The sequence below is a fragment of the Rhodococcus sp. IEGM 1307 genome, assembly GCF_030056915.1.
GTDB lineage: Bacteria > Actinomycetota > Actinomycetes > Mycobacteriales > Mycobacteriaceae > Rhodococcus_F > Rhodococcus_F opacus_D.
In genome coordinates this window covers 115,765-132,871 of record NZ_JASHKW010000026.1, presented here as the reverse complement: position 1 = coordinate 132,871, position 17,107 = coordinate 115,765, and the positions used below count along the sequence as shown (strand labels likewise).

Annotated in this window: 16 protein-coding genes; 5 read left to right on the top strand and 11 right to left on the bottom strand. The window is 67.6% G+C overall.

Going from position 1 to position 17,107, the window contains the following annotated elements; all coding sequences use genetic code 11:
* Positions 1 to 40 precede the first annotated feature (40 nt).
* The gene (locus QM841_RS36850) at positions 41 to 1,390 is read left to right on the top strand and encodes a diacylglycerol/lipid kinase family protein (protein ID WP_283335806.1); all 1,350 of its coding nucleotides are present in this window, start codon (positions 41 to 43) and stop codon (positions 1,388 to 1,390) included.
* A 4-nt stretch (positions 1,391 to 1,394) separates the two neighbouring features.
* Here the strand turns inward: QM841_RS36850 and QM841_RS36845 are convergent, their stop codons facing one another.
* Genes QM841_RS36845 through QM841_RS36830 form a run of 4 tightly spaced genes read right to left on the bottom strand, consistent with a single transcriptional unit; the run spans position 1,395 to position 7,173 of the window.
* A complete protein-coding gene (locus tag QM841_RS36845) occupies positions 1,395 to 3,110 on the bottom strand; it encodes a SulP family inorganic anion transporter (RefSeq protein WP_283335805.1) in 1,716 nt (571 codons plus the stop codon).
* Positions 3,111 to 3,119: 9 nt separating this feature from the next.
* Positions 3,120 to 5,879 carry a cation-translocating P-type ATPase gene (locus tag QM841_RS36840; protein WP_283335804.1) on the bottom strand — a complete coding sequence of 920 codons (2,760 nt, stop codon included), beginning with the start codon at positions 5,877 to 5,879 and terminating at the stop codon, positions 3,120 to 3,122.
* A 27-nt stretch (positions 5,880 to 5,906) separates the two neighbouring features.
* Complete coding sequence (gene ppk2 / locus QM841_RS36835; protein ID WP_009476826.1) at positions 5,907 to 6,749, bottom strand: polyphosphate kinase 2; 843 nt, start codon at positions 6,747 to 6,749, stop codon at positions 5,907 to 5,909.
* 25 nt (positions 6,750 to 6,774) lie between these two features.
* A complete protein-coding gene (locus QM841_RS36830; protein ID WP_009476827.1) occupies positions 6,775 to 7,173 on the bottom strand; it encodes a DUF7144 family membrane protein in 399 nt (132 codons plus the stop codon).
* A 216-nt stretch (positions 7,174 to 7,389) separates the two neighbouring features.
* On the opposite strand from QM841_RS36830, the gene QM841_RS36825 reads away from it, so the two are divergent.
* The 4 genes from QM841_RS36825 (at position 7,390) to QM841_RS36810 (ending at position 10,430) form a co-directional block, all read left to right on the top strand.
* Positions 7,390 to 7,614, top strand: coding sequence for a three-helix bundle dimerization domain-containing protein (locus tag QM841_RS36825; RefSeq protein WP_283335803.1), 225 nt, complete (start codon positions 7,390 to 7,392; stop codon positions 7,612 to 7,614).
* 80 nt (positions 7,615 to 7,694) lie between these two features.
* Positions 7,695 to 8,144 carry a DUF6325 family protein gene (locus tag QM841_RS36820; RefSeq protein ID WP_011596324.1) on the top strand — a complete coding sequence of 150 codons (450 nt, stop codon included), beginning with the start codon at positions 7,695 to 7,697 and terminating at the stop codon, positions 8,142 to 8,144.
* A 62-nt stretch (positions 8,145 to 8,206) separates the two neighbouring features.
* A complete protein-coding gene (locus QM841_RS36815) occupies positions 8,207 to 8,584 on the top strand; it encodes an SHOCT domain-containing protein (protein ID WP_283335801.1) in 378 nt (125 codons plus the stop codon).
* 130 nt (positions 8,585 to 8,714) lie between these two features.
* Positions 8,715 to 10,430 (top strand): alpha/beta hydrolase, encoded by a 1,716-nt coding sequence (locus QM841_RS36810; RefSeq protein ID WP_283335800.1) that lies wholly within the window; start codon positions 8,715 to 8,717, stop codon positions 10,428 to 10,430.
* A 20-nt stretch (positions 10,431 to 10,450) separates the two neighbouring features.
* Here QM841_RS36810 and QM841_RS36805 read toward each other — a convergent pair whose 3' ends face one another.
* The 7 genes from QM841_RS36805 to QM841_RS36775 are packed head-to-tail and all read right to left on the bottom strand — an operon-like array spanning position 10,451 to position 17,095.
* Positions 10,451 to 11,281: an alpha/beta fold hydrolase gene (locus tag QM841_RS36805; RefSeq protein WP_283335798.1), complete on the bottom strand. Its 831-nt coding sequence runs from the start codon at positions 11,279 to 11,281 to the stop codon at positions 10,451 to 10,453.
* Positions 11,278 to 11,730: a MaoC family dehydratase gene (locus tag QM841_RS36800; RefSeq protein WP_280782851.1), complete on the bottom strand. Its 453-nt coding sequence runs from the start codon at positions 11,728 to 11,730 to the stop codon at positions 11,278 to 11,280. The genes QM841_RS36805 and QM841_RS36800 overlap by 4 nt, the downstream gene beginning before the upstream one ends.
* Before the next feature lie 27 nt (positions 11,731 to 11,757).
* Entirely contained in the window at positions 11,758 to 13,455 is a 1,698-nt protein-coding gene (locus QM841_RS36795) for a PHA/PHB synthase family protein (RefSeq protein WP_283335797.1), read from the bottom strand.
* A gap of 16 nt (positions 13,456 to 13,471) precedes the next feature.
* A complete protein-coding gene (locus QM841_RS36790; RefSeq protein ID WP_283335796.1) occupies positions 13,472 to 15,043 on the bottom strand; it encodes a long-chain-fatty-acid--CoA ligase in 1,572 nt (523 codons plus the stop codon).
* 39 nt (positions 15,044 to 15,082) lie between these two features.
* Positions 15,083 to 15,730 (bottom strand): CoA transferase subunit B, encoded by a 648-nt coding sequence (locus QM841_RS36785; protein ID WP_283335795.1) that lies wholly within the window; start codon positions 15,728 to 15,730, stop codon positions 15,083 to 15,085.
* A 1-nt stretch (position 15,731) separates the two neighbouring features.
* The gene (locus QM841_RS36780; RefSeq protein WP_283335794.1) at positions 15,732 to 16,490 is read right to left on the bottom strand and encodes a CoA transferase subunit A; all 759 of its coding nucleotides are present in this window, start codon (positions 16,488 to 16,490) and stop codon (positions 15,732 to 15,734) included.
* Positions 16,487 to 17,095 carry an RBBP9/YdeN family alpha/beta hydrolase gene (locus QM841_RS36775; RefSeq protein ID WP_283335793.1) on the bottom strand — a complete coding sequence of 203 codons (609 nt, stop codon included), beginning with the start codon at positions 17,093 to 17,095 and terminating at the stop codon, positions 16,487 to 16,489. Before QM841_RS36775 ends, QM841_RS36780 begins: the two co-directional genes overlap by 4 nt.
* Positions 17,096 to 17,107: the final 12 nt, after the last annotated feature.

The window sequence follows — 17,107 nt, the reverse complement described above, 5'->3', positions numbered from 1 at the left end:
CGTCGCGAGGAAGTACACGCCGCCGGTGAGGGGCAGTCACGTGAACAGATCAGGTACCGCCGATACCGGCGGCAGTGGCCGGCGCTGGTGGGCCCGTGTGGCGTTCGTATTCGCCGTCGGTGCGGCGGCGGTGCCCGTGCTGTTCGCCGGGGTGCTGGGCACCGTGGCGTTGCTCATCGTGGGGACCGGTGGCGTCGTGGTCACGGTGGCGGCGTTGTACTGGTTCCTCACCCGGCGCGGAGTGTTCAGGTGGATCTCCCTCGGAGTGGCGATTGTCGCGCCGATCGTCGTGCTGACACTGTTCGTCCGCGCACACCTGCTGTGGGTGGTGCTGCTCTCGTATGGGCTCGCTGTGCTGGCCGTCGTCTGCGCTCGCGCCGCTTTGCGTGGCAGACGTGCGGAGACGACCATGCCCGAATACCCTGCCCCGCCCGCGCAGCACCCGTTCCTGATCATGAATCCGCATTCCGGTGGCGGCAAGGTCACGAAATTCGACCTGAAGCGCAGAGCCGAGGAGCTGGGCGCCGACGTCGAGCTGCTCGAAGGGCCGGCCACCATCGACGTCACCGCACTGGCCCAGCGGGCCGTCGCGCAAGGGGCCGATCTGCTGGGGGTGGCGGGCGGAGACGGAACCCAGGCTCTCGTGGCGGCGGTCGCGGCGGAACACCACCTGCCGTTCCTCGTGATCAGTGCCGGAACCCGCAACCACTTCGCGATGGATCTCGGACTCGACCGCACCGATCCCACCCGATCGCTGGACGCACTCCGGGACGGTGTCGAGCTGCGTGTCGACCTCGGCACCATCAACGGCCGACCCTTCGTCAACAACGCGTCGTTCGGGGTCTACGCCGAAATCGTCCGCAGTCCCGCCTACCGCGACGACAAGGCCGCAACAGTGCTGACGCTGCTTCCCGATCTGCTCACCGGGCACGCGGGGCCTCGATTGGTCGCGCGGATCGGTGAGACGGCCGTGGAGGGACCGCAGGCGGTCCTGGTGAGCAACAATCCCTACGGCAACAGTGATCTGGCCGGTCTGAGCCGCCGGGACCGTCTCGATCGCGGCGTCCTCGGCGCGGTCACCGTGTCGGTGGCGAACACCCGGCAGGCGGTCGGTCTGCTGCGTCGCACCAATGTTCACGGTTTGACGCAGGAAACGGCGATCGAGGTGGTTGTGGACGCCGACACCCCGGAGATCCCCGTCGGAGTCGACGGCGAATCACTCATGCTCCGCACTCCGGTGCGGTGCACCATCGAACCGGACGCCCTGCGGGTGCGGGTGCCCAGGACGAGGCCCGGGGTGCGTCCAGCTGCGCCTGCATTCGACTGGGTGCGACTGTGGCGGGCGGCGCACGGCACTCGCACTGCGACAGGGGCGGCGCCCCGCGGTTGAGGGTTCAGCCGCCGGAAGGATCTCCGGTGTGGTCGGCTCGACTGTGAAATGCGGTGACAGCGGACTCGATGGTCGGATAGAAGTGCGACGAATCGAACCTGTCGCCCACCCCGAACCGGATGAGCCGATCCTTGATCGGGCCCTTCATCTCCGCGAACACCAACCGGATCTCTTTCCCTTCGAGATACGTGTCGAGGTCGACGAGTTCGTCGACGGCGGTGGTGTCGAGACCGGTGATCGGCTCGGACGCCACGACCACCCACTCGACCGGGGTCGGCGCGGCCGCCACCACCGAGCGCACGTATTCGTCGAAGATCTCGCCGTTGGCGAAGAAGAGGGGAGCGTCGAAGCGCACCAGCACCAGACCGGGGATGCGGAGGCCGCCGGGGTGGCGTTGGACGTCGTGGAAGCCGGGGCGGTCGGGCGTCCGGACGAGTTCCGTGCGGTACGGCTGCCACGCCTGCGCGACCACCGCGACGAAGGACAACCCGATCGCGACGAGGATTCCCTGCAGCACGCCCACCAGGGCCACCCCGAGGAATGCCGCGACGGCGAGTCCGAACTCCACGGTGCTCATGCGCCACATCCGGACCATTCCACCGACATCGACCAGCGCGGTGGCGGCGACGATCACCACGGCCCCGAGTGTCGCGTCGGGGAGGTACGTGGTGACCCCGGGGGCGACGAGGACGAAGACCAGCACGGCGAGTGCTCCGACGACGCATGCCAGTTGGGTGCGGGCGCCGCTCTGTTCGGCCACCGGGGTCCGCGACCCGCTGGCGGAGACGGGGAACCCGCCGAACAGTCCGCCGGCGATGTTGGCCACGCCGACCGCCTTCATCTCCGTGCTGCCGTTCACGTCTTCACCGTGCCGGGCGGCGAACGTGCGGGACAGCACCCCCGTGTCGGCGAACGCGATCAGGGCGATACCGGCCGCGGGGCCGACGAGGTTCCCCACGTCCCCCCAGTCGACACCGCCGAACGACGGCAGCGGCAGGCCGGCGGGTAGGGCGCCGACCATCCCGATGTCGTCGGTGAGTCCGAGTGCCGCAGACAGGATGATCGCGCCGACCACGGCCACGAGGACACCGGGGATGCGGGGCACCCAGATGCGGAATCCGACGATGACGGCGAGGGAACCGATGCCCACGGCGGCGGCGACGGGGTCGATGTTGCCCTGTACCACGGACTTTCCGATCTCCCCGACCTCTCCGATGAGGCCGGACGCGTCGACGGAGAATCCGAGCAGCTTGGGCAGTTGGCCGACGACGACGATGAGCGCTATCGCATTGAGGTAGCCGAGCCGGATGGGCTTCGACAGCAGTTCGGTCACGAAGCCGAGATGCAGGAATCCGCCGACGAGGAGAATGAGGCCGACGAGGACGCCGAGGACGCCGGCGAGGGCGAGCGCGCTCTCCGGGTCGTCGGCCACGGCGAGCGGCAGGACCGCCGCGGCGATGAGCGGTGCCAGCGACGAGTCCGGGCCGAGCACGAGGATTTTCGACGGTCCCACCAGGGCATACGCGAGGAGCGGGATGATCGTCGCGTAGAGGCCGGCGTAGGCGGGCAACCCGGCGGCCTCCGCGTACCCCATCCCGGCGGGAATGAGCAGGGCGGTGAGGACGAGTCCGGCGGTGACGTCGGGGCGTAACCACTCCCGGCGGTATGCCCGCGCCGTCGCGATCCCGGGTAACCGGCCGAGGCTTCCTGTCCAGGACATGGTCGGGTCTCAGCGTGCGCGCTGGGGGTCGACGGCGGCGGGGGCGGTCATCGGTGCGGGCGGCTCCGAATGGAGGTGGCGCCGGCGCCGGAACGCCTTCTCCGCTTCGACGACGATCGGGATGATCAGCGACCACCCGAGGCAGGCGAGCCACTGGCCGCCGGTCAGCGACGTGGTCATGAGGAGGTCCTGGAGGAACCCAGCCTCGACCGCGAACACCGTCACGATGACCGGGATCGACAGGATCTTCAGTGCGCCGAGGATCGGTGGGGTGAGCCCGGACTCCGGGTCGCGCCGCATGACGAGCCCGGCGAGGATGGAACCGAACGACAGCACCACGAACGCCGTCGTCATGGGGACGGTCGCCTCCGTCGTGCTCATCTCGCCCGGCGCGAGGAGCATCGCGGCAAGCGTGACGGCGAACTGCAGGACGCCGTATGCCAGCCACTGCACGAACGCCCTCCGGTTGGCGATCGGCATCTGCGGGTCGCGGGGCGGCTTGTTCATCAGATCCGGCGCAGGCGGGTCGAGCATGATGACGGCGACCGGGAACAGCGTGATGAAGAAGTGCTGGAACAGCACCATCAGCGGGGTGAGCGCGACCCCGTCGTTGATGTCGAAAATGCTCGCGACGAGAAACAGCAGCACCAGCGAGAACAGTTTCGACATCTGGTATCGGATGTAGGACACGATCTTGTCGTAGATGTTGCGGCCCAACCGGATCGCGGTGATAAGGGTACCGAAATTGTCGTCGGTGAGCACCATCTTGCCCGCCTGTTTGGTGACTTCGCTCCCCGAGCCCATGGCTACGCCGATATCGGCCTTCTTCAGCGCGGCCGCGTCGTTGACGGCGTCCCCGGTCATCGCCACGACCGCGCCGTTCTTCTGCATGACGTCGGCCAGGCGTAGTTTGTCCTGGGGAGTGACGCGGCCGAACACGTGCAGGTTCGGGAGTGCGGCCGACAGTTCTTCATCGGTCATGGCCTGCAGTTCCGCACCACCGATCGCGCCCGGTCCGAGCCCGAGTTCGGCGCCGATCGCCGATGCCGTGATCGCGTGGTCGCCGGTGATCATGCGGACGTCGATGCCGGCCTCGTGGGCGGTGCGCACCGATTCGATCGCCTCCGGCCGAAGCGGGTCGATGATGCCGACCATGCCGACGAACGTGAGGTCCGCGACGTAGGACATGGGGTCGGCCACCGCGGCCTCCTCCTGCCCGTCGAGGCGGCGGACCGCGAAGGCCAGCACGCGAAGTCCCTTCTCGGACATGGTCCGATTCGCTGCCGTCAGTTCCTCCCGGACCTCGTCGAGCGGCACCTCCTGCCTGCCCGGCCGGAAGGCGGTCGCGCACCGCGCCAGGACCACGTCGGGCCCGCCCTTGACCAGTTCCACGAATTGGGTTCGGCCATCGACTTCCAGATGGTGGAACGTCGCCATGAACTTGTATGCGGAGTCGAACGGCACGGCGGCGACGCGCGGATACGTTCGCCGGGTCAGTGGGGCGTCGACACCGATCTTCGCCGCGAGCACCACCAGCGCGGCTTCCGTCGGGTCGCCGACGACCTCTCCGGTGCCGGAGACCGTGGCGTCGCTGTCGAGGCACAACCCGTACGCGAGCAGCGTGAAATCCGGGGCGGCCTCGCCCGCGACGTGGGTGATCTTCCCCGACTTGGCGTAACCCTCACCATCGACGGTGTACCACCGGCAGTGGAAGTACAGCGACCGCACGGTCATCTGGTTCATCGTCAGCGTGCCGGTCTTGTCCGAGTTGATCACGCTGGTCGCGCCGAGTGTCTCGACGTCCGTGAGGTTTTTCACGATGGCCTTGGCGTCGGCCAGCTGCCGTGCACCGTAGGCCAGCATCGCCTGGACGAACGTCGGCAGACCGGTGGGGATCGCGGAGACCCCCATGGAAATGCCGAGCAGCAGAAGCGTCGTCACGTCCTGTCCGCGAATCACCCCGATGATCACGATGATCGCCACCGAAGTCCACGCGATGACGCCGAGCACTTTCGTGAGCGAGTCCAGTTCGCGCTGCAGCGGGGACTTGCTCGGTGCGACCGCAGACAGCATCGACGCGATCTGGCCCATCTGGGTGTGCATTCCCGTCTCGGTGACCACCATGGTGGCGGTACCGCGGGTGACCGAGGTGTTCTGGAAACCCATGTTGCTGCGGTCGCCGAGAGAAACGTCGATGGTGCCGAGCGTCTGGGGGTCCTTCGCGACGGGTGCACTCTCACCCGTCAGTGCCGCCTCCTGGGTCTCCAAGGTGGCCGTCGTGAGCAGGCGGCCGTCCGCGGGGACGATGTCGCCCGCCTCGAGCTGCACGACGTCGCCCGGCACGAGCTCGGTGGCGTCGAGCTGGGTCAGAGTGCCGTCGCGGACCACCCGCGCCTGCGGTGTCTGCATCTTCGCCAGTGCGTCGACGCTGGCGCGCGCCTTCACTTCCTGCCGTGTGCCCAGCACGATGTTGAGCCCGACGAGAACCGCGACCACGATCGCCGTCGGGATTTCGCCGATGACGATGCTGACCACGGCCACCGCGACCAGCATCAGGTTCATGGGGTCCTTCAACTGCAGCAACGCGATCGACCACGTCGACGGCGCCGGCTCGGAGGCGATCTCGTTCGGACCGTGCCGTCGGCGACGTTCGTCCACTTCGCCGGCCGTCAGCCCCGCCTGCCGATCGGAGGCCAGTGCGGACACGACGGCGTCGGCGTCCTGGGCATGCCAGGCCGTCTGCGCTTGCGCGGGTTCCGTCGAGACCATGACCGCTCGTCCTTTCGGCTCGGATTCTCAGTAGGGGGTGGGAATCCAGTGCAGTGGCTGCCTCGGCGCCTCGTAGCCGTGCGGGCCCCGCCGCTCCGGCAAGGTGATGTCGGGGCGTTCGAGGGGTTCGTAGGGGATCTGGCTCAGCAGGTGGCTGATGATGTTGAGCCGACCGCGTTTCTTGTCGTCGTTGACCGCGACGTACCAGGGCGCCCAGCCGGTGTCGGTGAAGTGGAACATCTCGTCCCGCGCCCGCGAGTAGTCGTACCAATGGGTGTACGACTTCAGGTCCAGGTCCGACAGCTTCCAGACCTTCCGCGGATCGTCGATCCTGCTCTGCAGGCGAAGCGTCTGTTGTTCCTCGCTCACCTCCAGCCAGTACTTCAGCAGGATGACGCCCGAGTCGACGATCGCGCGTTCGACCGTCGGGACGAGTTGGAGGAACTGCTGCGCTTCCTCCTCGGTGCAGAAACCCATCACCCGTTCGACGCCCGCGCGGTTGTACCAACTGCGGTCGAAGATGACGACCTCTCCGCCGGCCGGGAGATGGGGCAGGTACCGCTGCACGTACATCTGCGACTTCTCGCGATCGGTCGGGGCAGGCAAGGCGACGACACGGAATACGCGCGGACTGACCCGCTCGGTGATCGCCTTGATCACGCCGCCTTTCCCGGCGGTGTCGCGGCCCTCGAAGACGATGCAGATCCGCGCATCCGACGATTTCACCCACTCCTGCAATGCGACGAGTTCGCCGTGAAGCGGACGGAGTAGGCGGCGGTACTTCTTGTTCTTCATCGGTGCGGCAGGCTCGGCACCGTCCGGCCGGGGCAGGTCGAGGCCGGACTTCTCGTGCTTCGACTTCTTTCCCACGGCTTCTACCCTGGCCGCCGACTGCTCAGACCCGATCCGGATTCCAGGTCGACACGGCCCAGATCACCACGACGTCGAGGGCGATGATGAGCACCGACCACCACGGGTAGTAGGGAAGCCACAGGAAGTTGGCGAGTATGGAGACGGCCGCGATCACGATCGCGGACACTCGAGCCCATCCCGCGCCGGTGAACAGCGCGAGGCCGACGCCTGCGACGAGCACACCCAGCACGATGTGGATCCAGCCCCAGGTGGTCAGGTCGAACTTGTAGATGTAGTTCAGCCCCGCCACGAATACTTCGTTCTCGGCAACCGCAGCGATTCCTTGGAAGAGGTGGATGATCCCCACGGTCACCATGATGATGGCCGCCCCGATCGAAGTGCCTGCCGCGACGCCCTGCTTGACCGACGTTGTCTCGGACATGACCGTCCCTTTCCCTACTGCGAGCCGGGCGGCCCGGTACCTCCATTGTCCGCCGTTCCACCTGGCGGTAGTCGGGAAATTGGATTTCCGCGAATTCTGCGGATACTGGATCGATCCCAGAATCAGGCATATTCACCGCCCTGACACCGAACCGAGTTGCTCGAGAGGCCATTTCGTGTCTTGACGGTGGTTTCGCAGCGGGACGACGATGAGTCGATGATCGGTGACGACGAGTTCCTTCAGGTCGAACAGGTCATCGAGCGCCTGATGACTCGGTACCCGTCCGTGTCACCCGTGGACATCGAGCACACCGTGCGCACAGTTCACAAGCGCTTCGCGGAGTGCAGGATCCGGGACTTCGTCCCGCTCCTGGTGGAGAAGGCCGCCCGCCGCGACCTTGCCGACAGTACGGTGCCGGCCGCCGGTGACATTGTGCTCTAGCGGTGTCGTCGCGGACTGGGTAATACTGGTGCGACGCCGTGTGTGGCTGTCGCTGCTGTCTTCAGAAGAGAGGTCCTGCAGTGAACGACACCGATTTCGACGAACTCGGGCCCATCGACTATCTCGTCGTGGAGTTCCCTGCCGACCGGAGACCCGACGGATCGGCCTTGCCCCTTCTGATCGACCTGGTAGAACGAAACATCATCCGCGTGCTCGACCTGATCTTCGTCCGTAAGGAAGCCGACGGATCACTCGCCGGTGTCGCCATCGAGGACCTCGGGCTCGACGGCGGTGTGGACGTGACGCTGTTCGCCGAGGCGGCGACGGGTCTGATCGACCGAACAGACCTCGAGGACGCGGCTGCCGTCCTGGCCCCCGGATGCTCCGGAGCTATCCTCGTCTACGAGAACTGCTGGGCCGCACCGTTCGCCTCCGCCCTCCGGCGCGAGGGTGCGCAGCTGGTGGCCTCCGGGCGAATCCCCGTCCAGGGCATTCTGGCGGCGCTCGACACGCTCGACACCACCAATTGAGATTCGAGGAGGCCGGAATCCTGGCCTGCTGACCGGAACACCTAGTGGACGGAGCGTCGAAAATGGAAGGTTTCTGGGAGTTCTTCTGGTTCATCTTCGTCTGTTTCGCCTTCGCGGCCTACTTGTCCGTGTTGTTCTCGATCATCACCGACCTGTTCCGGGATCGCGAGACCTCGGGGTGGGTCAAGGCGATCTGGATCCTCTTGCTGTTCGTCATTCCCTTCCTGTCGGCACTGGTGTATGTGATCGCCCGCGGCGACGGCATGGCGAAGCGGTCGATGGCCGCCGCTCATCAGGTCAAGCAGGCCCAGGACTCCTACATCCGCGACGTCGCCGGGAAGTCCCCGGCTCAGCAGATCACGGAAGCCAAGGCGCTGCTCGATTCCGGCGCGATCACCGACGCCGAGTTCCAGGCGATCAAGACGAAGACACTGGCGTAGCGTCGGTCGGCGGTCGGCCGGGCCGACTCGGCAGAAATCCGAACATCCCACGTGGGCTTCGGTGTTCACGGGACGTGGTGTGATTGCGGATTGCCGTCGATAGCGACTCTGTGACGGCTACGCTTGGTAGGTGCCGAACGATGTGATCGATGGTGCACCCGAGCGCGAAGCCGGTCCTGTCCGGCCACCCGGGCATCGTCGCTGGCTTCCGGACCGCTATGCCTTTGGGGGGCTGGTGGTCGCGGTCCTGTTCGTGTGGCTGTCGTTGACGCCGACACTGCTGCCGCGCGGTCCGTTCTTCCAGGGATTGGTCACCGGCGTCTCGGCGGCGATCGGCTACGCCATCGGATTCCTCGGTTCCAAGTTGGTCCGCTACCTCGTGCAGCGGGAGGCGCCCACCCATGTGAAGACAATGGTGCGCCGGGTGGCGTCGGTGATCGGAATCGTCGGAACCGTAGCGATACTGGTGTGGTTCTGGGATTGGCAGTCGCAGTTGCGGGCGATCATGAGTGCCGCACCGTTCCCGTGGTTCGGCTATCTCGTCATGGTGGTCGTGGCGGTGCTGATCTACGTCGGGTTGGTGGCGCTTGCCCGGGTGCTGCTGCGGGCGGTGCGGTGGGTCGAACGCAAGATCAGCCGGGTGGTGCCGCGGCGGATCTCGGCGACGGCCATCGGTGTACTGGTGGTGGCGCTGCTGTTCGCACTCGTCAACGGCGCCGCGGTGCGCGTGATCATGTCGGGGCTGAACAATTCGTTCGCCGCCGTCAACCAGGAGACCAAGGCCGGTGACGAGCCGCCGACGTCGTCGCTGCGTTCGGGCGGACCGGACTCGCTTGTCACGTGGGATTCGCTGGGACGGCAGGGTCGTTCATTCATGTCGCGTGGCCCGACCGTCGAAGAATTGTCCGCGTTCAATGGTGGGCGGCCCGCGGTGGAGCCGATCCGGACTTACGCCGGGCTCGCCAGCGGCGGCGATTCGATCAGCGGGAACGCCCAGCTGGCAGCGGACGAACTCGAACGCGCCGGCGGGTTCGATCGTGCGGTGGTCGGCGTGGCCACGACCACCGGTACCGGGTGGATCAACGAGAGTCTCGCCTCGTCGCTGGAGTACATGTACAACGGGGACACCGCGATGGTCGGATTGCAGTACTCCTATCTGCCGAGTTGGCTGTCCTTCCTGGTGGACAAGGAGCGTGCCCACCAGGCCGGGGAGGCGTTGTTCGACGCTGTGTACGACAAATGGAAGGTCTTGCCGCCGGAGTCCCGTCCGAAGCTCGTCGTGATGGGAGAGAGCCTCGGATCCTTCGGGGGCGAAAGTGCATTCGGCAGTGTCGACGACGTCGAGGCTCGTACCGACGGCGTGCTGTTCACGGGGCCGCCGAACGCGAACGAGATCTGGACCGACGTCACCACGAACCGCGATCCGGGCTCGCCCGAATGGCTGCCGATCTACGAGCAGGGCGAGACCGTCCGATTCGGTGCGCGGGCGCAGGAGGACCTGCCGCGCCCCGACGCCCCGTGGGGACGGCCGCGGATGGTCTACCTCCAGCACCCATCGGACCCGATCGTCTGGTGGTCACCCGAACTCCTGCTGAGCGAGCCCGACTGGCTGAAGGAGGACCGTGGCTACGACGTCCTCGACAGCACACAGTGGTTCCCGTTCGTGACGTTCCTTCAGGTGGCGGCCGACATGGCGGTGTCGACGGGCGTTCCCGACGGGCACGGACACACGTACGTCGTCGACATCGCCGACGCGTGGAGCGCAATCCTGTCGCCCGACGGCTGGACCCCGGCGGACAACGACCGCTTGCGGACGACGCTCGCCGAGATGGGGGAGGACGGCTGACCTGTTGTGCGGGCCGGCGGCTACGGCGCCGCGAGGAAGGACCTGACAGCGGGCGCGAGATCGGCTGCGTTGGTGACGATGTCGAGGTGACCGCCGGGGTGCAGGTGCAGGGTCGCGTGCGGCAGGAGCGCGTTCATGATGTGGGCGTTGGCGATGGGAATGATCGGGTCGTCGGTGCCCGCGACGATCAGCGTGGGCTGCCGGATGAGCGGAAGTATCGGCAGGCTCGTCCACATCGCCCCCGCGAGGAGCTGGTGGAGATAACCGATGCGGGAGCCCGTGTGCATCTGTTTTCTGAAGACTCGCGCAACGGCTTCACCGCCGAGGCGGGCCGTGCCACCGTACAGGTCGCCGGCGATGGCAGCCGCATAGCCGGTGTCGGTGAACCGCCTCGGAGTCAGCATCTTCGCGAGCACACGCGGGTGGCCCGGAATCATCAGGGCCCCGGTCCCGGTGGCGACGAGGACGACGCGCCGACAGCGCCGCGGATTCTGCAGGGCGAACTGCTGGGCCAGCGCTCCGCCCCAGGACAAGCCGAGGACGTCGACGGCACCGACCCCGATCTCGGCGAGGAGGCGGCTCAGGCCGCACGCGAGGGCAGGAATGGTGTACGGGACCGGTGATGCCGACGAACCCCCGGTACCGGGCACGTCGAAACTGATGATCGTCGCCGCCGGATCCATCGCGGCGACCAGCGGGTCCAGCACTTCCAGGCCGGCTCCGATGCCGTTGCACAGGACCAGGGGCACACCGGTCCCGCGGCGGATCCGCACCCGGATCCGCCGACCCCCGACCGGAACGACGCTGTCCTCGAACTGGTCGCCCCTGCGGAACAATTCGGTCACGCTCACGTGTAGAGCACCACGACGTCCGCGATGCACACCGGACGCGTTCCGCCGTCGATCTCGTAGGTCAACCCGAAGACTGCCTCGATGCCGGCCGGTTTCCGTTGCGCGGCGATCACGGACACCGTGACGCGCAGCGCGGAACCGACGGGCACGGGCGCCGGGAACCGCACCTTGTTCAGGCCGTAATTGAGGGCGGCGTGCACGCCGTCGACGGTGAGAACCTCGGCGAGGATGCTCGGGGCGAGCGACAGCGTGAGATAGCCGTGCGCGATCGTGCAGCCGAAGGGGCCATGGGCCGCCCGTTCGGGATCGGTATGGATCCACTGGTGGTCCCCGGTCGCGTCGGCGAACAGATTCACCTGATCCTGAGCAATTTTGAGCGTGCCGGTGGTTCCGACGGTCTGTCCGACGAGCCCGAGGAGATCGGTGGGGTGGGCAAGGTTCATGGTCATGGTGTGCCTCTGATCGTGTCGTGCGGGTCAGCTGTGATGGACGTAGGTGCCCGGTGCCGGGGCGAGTGGCGGGAACTGCCGGGCACCGAGGCCGTGGGGTGCGTCGATGTCGGGTCCGCTGCGCTCGGCCAGCCAGCGGGCGTAGTCGGGCCACCACGAGTCGGACGCGGTCTCCGCCGCGGCCAGCCACTCGTCGGGAGTCTCCGGGACGGGCTGCCCGAATCGGAAGGACGCCCGCGGATGGCCCGGCGGGTTCACGAGTGAGGCGATGTGACCGTTCGACGACAGCACGAAGCGGGAGTCCTTGCTGCCGAGAAGGCGAGCGCTCCGGTAGGTGGACTGCCACGGGCAGAGGTGGTCGGCGGAGCCGCCGACGACGTACGCGTCGGCGGTCACGGTGGCCAGGTCGACGGGTGTGCCGAGCATGGTCGCAGCGCCCGGCGTCGTCAGCGCGTTGCGCAGCCCGAGCAGGACGAGATCGCGGTGCAGTGCCGCCGCCATGCGGGTGGTGTCGGAGTTCCAGAACAGCACGTCGAAGGCGGCAGGAGCCCGGCCCTGCACGTAGTTGTTCACCCAGTACCGCCAGACCAGGTCGGTCGGACGCAGCCAGGCGAACATCTCGGCGAGGGTGCGGCCGTCGAGATATCCCTTGGCGGCCGAGTCGCGGATCGCGGCCGCGGCGGCGCGCTCGCTCATGACGGCAGCCGCGGTGCCGGCCTGGGTCTGGTCGAGGACGGTGACGGCCAGGGTGAGGCCGGCGATGCGGTCGCCCTCACCGATCTCGGCGAGATGTGCCGCGACCATCGCCGCGAGAATCCCACCCGAGCAGGTGCCCAGGACGTGGGCGCTGTCGGTCCCGGCAATGCACTGCGCCGTATCGAGCGCCTCCACGATCGCCGCGCCGTAGGTGTCGGCATCCCAGTCCCGGTGCCGGGCGTGGGGGTTGCGCCAGGAGATCGCGAAGACCTGCTGACCCTGCTGCAGGAGGTACTCGATCAGACTGCGGCCCGGTGCGATGTCGAGGATGTAGTACTTGTTGATGACGGGCGGGACGATCAACAGCGGTGTGGCGTGGACCTTCTCCGTCTGCGGCGTGTAGTGGATCAGTTCGAAGGTGCGGGTCTGCAGGACCACGGCGCCCTTCGTCGCAGCCACGTCCTCCCCGACGGCGAACGCGTCGGGTTCGACCATGGCGGGCACGCGCGGTTTCGACAGCATGTCGCGGACGAGCGCGCGGACTCCGCGTGCCGCACTGAGGCCGCCCGTGTCCACCATTGCCTTCCAGCCCAGCGGGCTGAGAAGTGGATTGTTGGTGGGGGACAGGCCTTCGACGAGGTTGTCGAGGACGAACCGCATCCGCTCGTGGTCACGCCAGTCCAGTTCGGCGTCGTCGAGCAGGGCCGCAGCGGTGTGCGACGTCGCGAGATACGCCTGCATCGCCCGGCGCAGGGCCGGATTCTGCTGCCACGCGGCGTCGCCGAAGCGTTTGTCCGACTTCGCGGGAGTTCGATCCGAGGTGCCGACGGCGATGGCGCCGAGTTCGCGGACGAGGGCGCCGCCGCGCCGGGCAACGGTACCCGGCCGGCCGGCGAGGCCGACCCCGAGACGGGTCCACGAGCTGTCGGGGAGCATGCGGGCGGCGACGCCGCGGGTTCCGCTGGTGAGCAGAAGGTCGAGGGGAGCGGTGAGCTCGTCGGGGATGGTGGGGAGGGGAGTGTCGCTCACGCTTGTGCTTTCGGTATCAGAGTGCGGCCGGGGCGCGGCCGAGTTCGCGTTTGAGGATCTTGCCGGTGGCGGTCATGGGAAGGGTGGTGACGAATTCGACGGTGCGGGGGTACTTGTAGCTCGCCATCTGCTGCTTGGCCCAGGCGATCACCTCGTCCGCGGTGACCCGTGCGCCGGGCTCGAGGATGACGTAGGCCTTGATCTCCTCGCCGTGACTGTCGTCGGGGACGCCGACGACGGCGGCGAGAGAAATGGCGTCGTGGCCGAGGAGGACTTCTTCGATCTCACGGGGGTACACGTTGAATCCGCCGCGCACGATCAGGTCCTTGGCCCGGTCGACGATGTAGTAGAAGCCGTCGTCGTCGACGCGGGCGAGGTCGCCGGTCCGGAACCAGCCGTCCCGCAGCACTTCTGCCGTGGCGGCCGGGCGGTTGTAGTAGCCCTTCATGATGTTGTGCCCGCGCAACGCGATCTCGCCGATGTCACCGGCTCCGGTGACGGTGTTCCAGTTCTTGTCGACGAGCCGGGCCTCGATTCCCCACACGGGGACACCGATCGATCCGGGCCGTGGATCGCCGCCGGGATCGCTGAACGTCGCGAGCGGCGAGGTCTCGGACAGTCCGTATCCCTCGAGGATCTGGACACCGAAGCGGTCGGCGAACCGGGTGAGGATCTCCACCGGCAGCGCGGCGCCACCGGAGATCGCGAGTCGCATGTTGCCGGCGATGCGGTCGATGTCGGCGGGGTGTTCGTCGAGGGCGCCGAGCAGACCCCAGTACATGGTGGGCACCCCGGCGAATACGGTGATGTTCTCCCGTTCGATGAGATCGAGTGCGGCGGCGGCCTCGAACCGGGGCAGCAGCACGAGGGTCGCCCCGACCGAGATTCCGGCGTTGAGGGTGACGGTCTGGCCGAACGAGTGGAACAGCGGCAGGGTCACCAGGTACCGGTCGTGGGTGGCCGGTGTGCTGTCGAAGAGACGATTGGCGGTCAGCGCGTTCAGCACCATGTTGGCGTGGGTGAGCTCGGCGCCCTTGGGTTTTCCGGTGGTCCCGCTCGTGTAGAGGATGACCGCGGTGTCCCCGGGTTCGCGGACCACGGTCTCGCACTCGATGTCGCGATCCGCGACGGCGTCCGCGAGCGTTCCGATGCCGTCGATCGAGGCGGGTGCCTTCGGGTCGGCGGTGATGCGGAACATGCTGCGGCAGTGCGGACTCTGCGTGAACGCGGAGCGCCCGTACTCGCCCATCGGCAGGTCGGGGGTGCCGTCGTAGCAGAAGTACGCCTTGGCATCGGAATCTGCGAGGTGATAAGCGATCTCGCGGTCCTTGAGCAGCACGTTGAGCGGTACGACCACGGCACCGGCCTTGAGGATGCCGTAGTAGACGACCGGGAACTGGGGGATGTTGGGGCAGGAGAGCGCGACCTTGTCGCCGGGTTCGATGCCGCACGACATCAGCAGGTTCGCGACCTGGTTCGACCGGGCGTCGAGGTCGGCGTAGGTCATCCGTGTGTCGCCGAGAATCAAGGCGTCACGGTCGGGGAATCGGCGGGCAGAGTCTTCGAGAAGGACGGAAAGGTTGAGCACGGGAGACTTTCTCGTGGTGGGAAGGTGGTGGGAGAAGCGCTACGACAGCGCCGCTGCGGTGGCGGCGCGCACCAGGTCTTCGCTGACCCCGGGCGCGCACTCGCGCAACACGAGACCGGAGTCGGTGACGTCGACGACGGCCAGGTTGGTGATGATCCGGTGCACGACACCGCGCCCGGTGAGAGGCAGGGTGCAGCGTTCGACGATCTTCGGGGCCCCGGACTTGTCGCAGTGCTCCATGACCACGATGACTTTGCGGGCGCCGTGCACGAGGTCCATCGCACCGCCCATGCCCTTGACCATCTTTCCCGGAACCATCCAGTTCGCGAGGTCGCCTGCCGCGGAGACCTGCATTCCGCCGAGGACGGCGGTGTCGATGTGGGCGCCGCGGATCATCCCGAAGCTGAGCGCCGAATCGAAGAACGACGCGCCCGCGTTGACGGTGACCGTTTCCTTGCCTGCGTTGATCAGATCCGCATCCACCGCGTCCTCGTCCGGATACGGTCCGGTGCCGAGGATGCCGTTCTCGCTGTGCAGCGTCACGTCGAACCCCGCGGGCAGGAAGTTCGGGATCAGCGTGGGCAGCCCGATACCGAGGTTGACGTACTCACCCGGCGACAGTTCCCGGGCGGCACGGGCTGCCATGTCCTCGCGGGTCCAGCCGATCGTCTCGACGATGGTGGTCATGTCAGTCCTTCCTCGCGGCGACGGTGCGCTTCTCGATCTGCTTGTCCTGAGTCCCGGTGTGGACGATGCGGTCGACGAAGATCCCCGGCAGGTGCACCCGCGCCGGGTCGAGGACCCCGGGCTCGACGAGCTGCTCGACCTGTGCGATACAGATGCGGCCGGCCATCGCGGCGAGCGGGTTGAAGTTGCCTGCGGCCTTCGCGAAGACGAGGTTGCCTTCGGCGTCGCCGATGCGGGCGTGGACGAGTGCGAAGTCGGCAGTGATCGACTCCTCGAGCACGTACTGGCGGCCTGCGAATTCGCGGACCTCCTTCGGCGGAGACGCGACGGCCACCGATCCGTCGGCTGCGTACCGCCACGGCAGCCCGCCGTCGGACACGGGCGTTCCGACCCCGGCAGGGGTGAAGAACGCGGGGATCCCCGCACCGCCGGCTCGCAGCTTCTCGGCCAGGGTGCCCTGCGGCGTCAGTTCGACCTCGAGTTCACCCGACAGGTACTGGCGGGCGAATTCCTTGTTCTCCCCGACATATGACGCGGTGACGCGGCGAATCCGGTTGCGGGTGAGCAGGATCCCGAGCCCGCGGTCGTCGACGCCGCAGTTGTTGGAGTACACCTCCAGGTCGGTGGCGTCACCGGCGGCGATCGCGGCGATCAGCTCGTCCGGGATGCCGCACAACCCGAACCCGCCGACCGCCAGCGACGCACCGGGCCCGATGTCCGCGACGGCGTCGGCGGCCGAACCGAACACTTTGCGCGTCATCGGGCATCTGCGTTCGCGAGGCCGGGGACGACCGTGCTCTCGATCAGTTCCCGAAGCAGTTCCTCGGCGTACGGCCAGTACCCGTAGCCGGCGGCGGGATTGAGGTGGCCGACCGCGCCGAGGTCGACGAGCTTGCTGCCCCACGACTCGGCCATCCCGGCGACCCGACGGAATCGGGCCATCGGATCGTTGGTGCTGGCGGCGACGACGCTGGGGAACGGCAGCCGGCCCCGGGGGACGGGATCCCAGCCACCCTGCTCGAGTTCCCCGGGGGTGGGATACCCCGCGGGCAGTGGTTCCTCGAGGTCCGGTGGGGTGACCAGCAGGGCGCCCTGGACCGGGCGGGTGGACTGCTGCGCCCAGTGGACGGTGATCGCCACTCCCGCACTGTGAGCGACCAGCACGACCGGGCCGTCGATGTCGGCGACGACGGCGTCGAGGGCGGCGACCCGGGCCGCGAGGCTGAGCTTGTCCCGTTCGAGCGGCGGCACCGTCCGCGCGGTGTCGAGTCTCTCGGCGAGCAAGGTCTGCCAGTGGTCGGCGACGTGGTCCCGCAGTCCGGGCACGATCACCACGGTCGGTGCGGTGGAGGTGGAGGTGGTCACGGTCGACTCCAG

Coding starts and splice junctions, on each gene's coding strand:
- QM841_RS36845 (WP_283335805.1), bottom strand. CDS start 3,110: ATGTCCTGGACAGGAAGCCTCGGCCGGTTACCCGGGATCGCGACGGCG.
- QM841_RS36840 (WP_283335804.1), bottom strand. CDS start 5,879: ATGGTCTCGACGGAACCCGCGCAAGCGCAGACGGCCTGGCATGCCCAG.
- QM841_RS36830 (WP_009476827.1), bottom strand. CDS start 7,173: ATGTCCGAGACAACGTCGGTCAAGCAGGGCGTCGCGGCAGGCACTTCG.
- QM841_RS36825 (WP_283335803.1), top strand. CDS start 7,390: ATGATCGGTGACGACGAGTTCCTTCAGGTCGAACAGGTCATCGAGCGC.
- QM841_RS36815 (WP_283335801.1), top strand. CDS start 8,207: ATGGAAGGTTTCTGGGAGTTCTTCTGGTTCATCTTCGTCTGTTTCGCC.
- QM841_RS36800 (WP_280782851.1), bottom strand. CDS start 11,730: ATGACCATGAACCTTGCCCACCCCACCGATCTCCTCGGGCTCGTCGGA.
- QM841_RS36785 (WP_283335795.1), bottom strand. CDS start 15,730: ATGACCACCATCGTCGAGACGATCGGCTGGACCCGCGAGGACATGGCA.
- QM841_RS36780 (WP_283335794.1), bottom strand. CDS start 16,490: ATGACGCGCAAAGTGTTCGGTTCGGCCGCCGACGCCGTCGCGGACATC.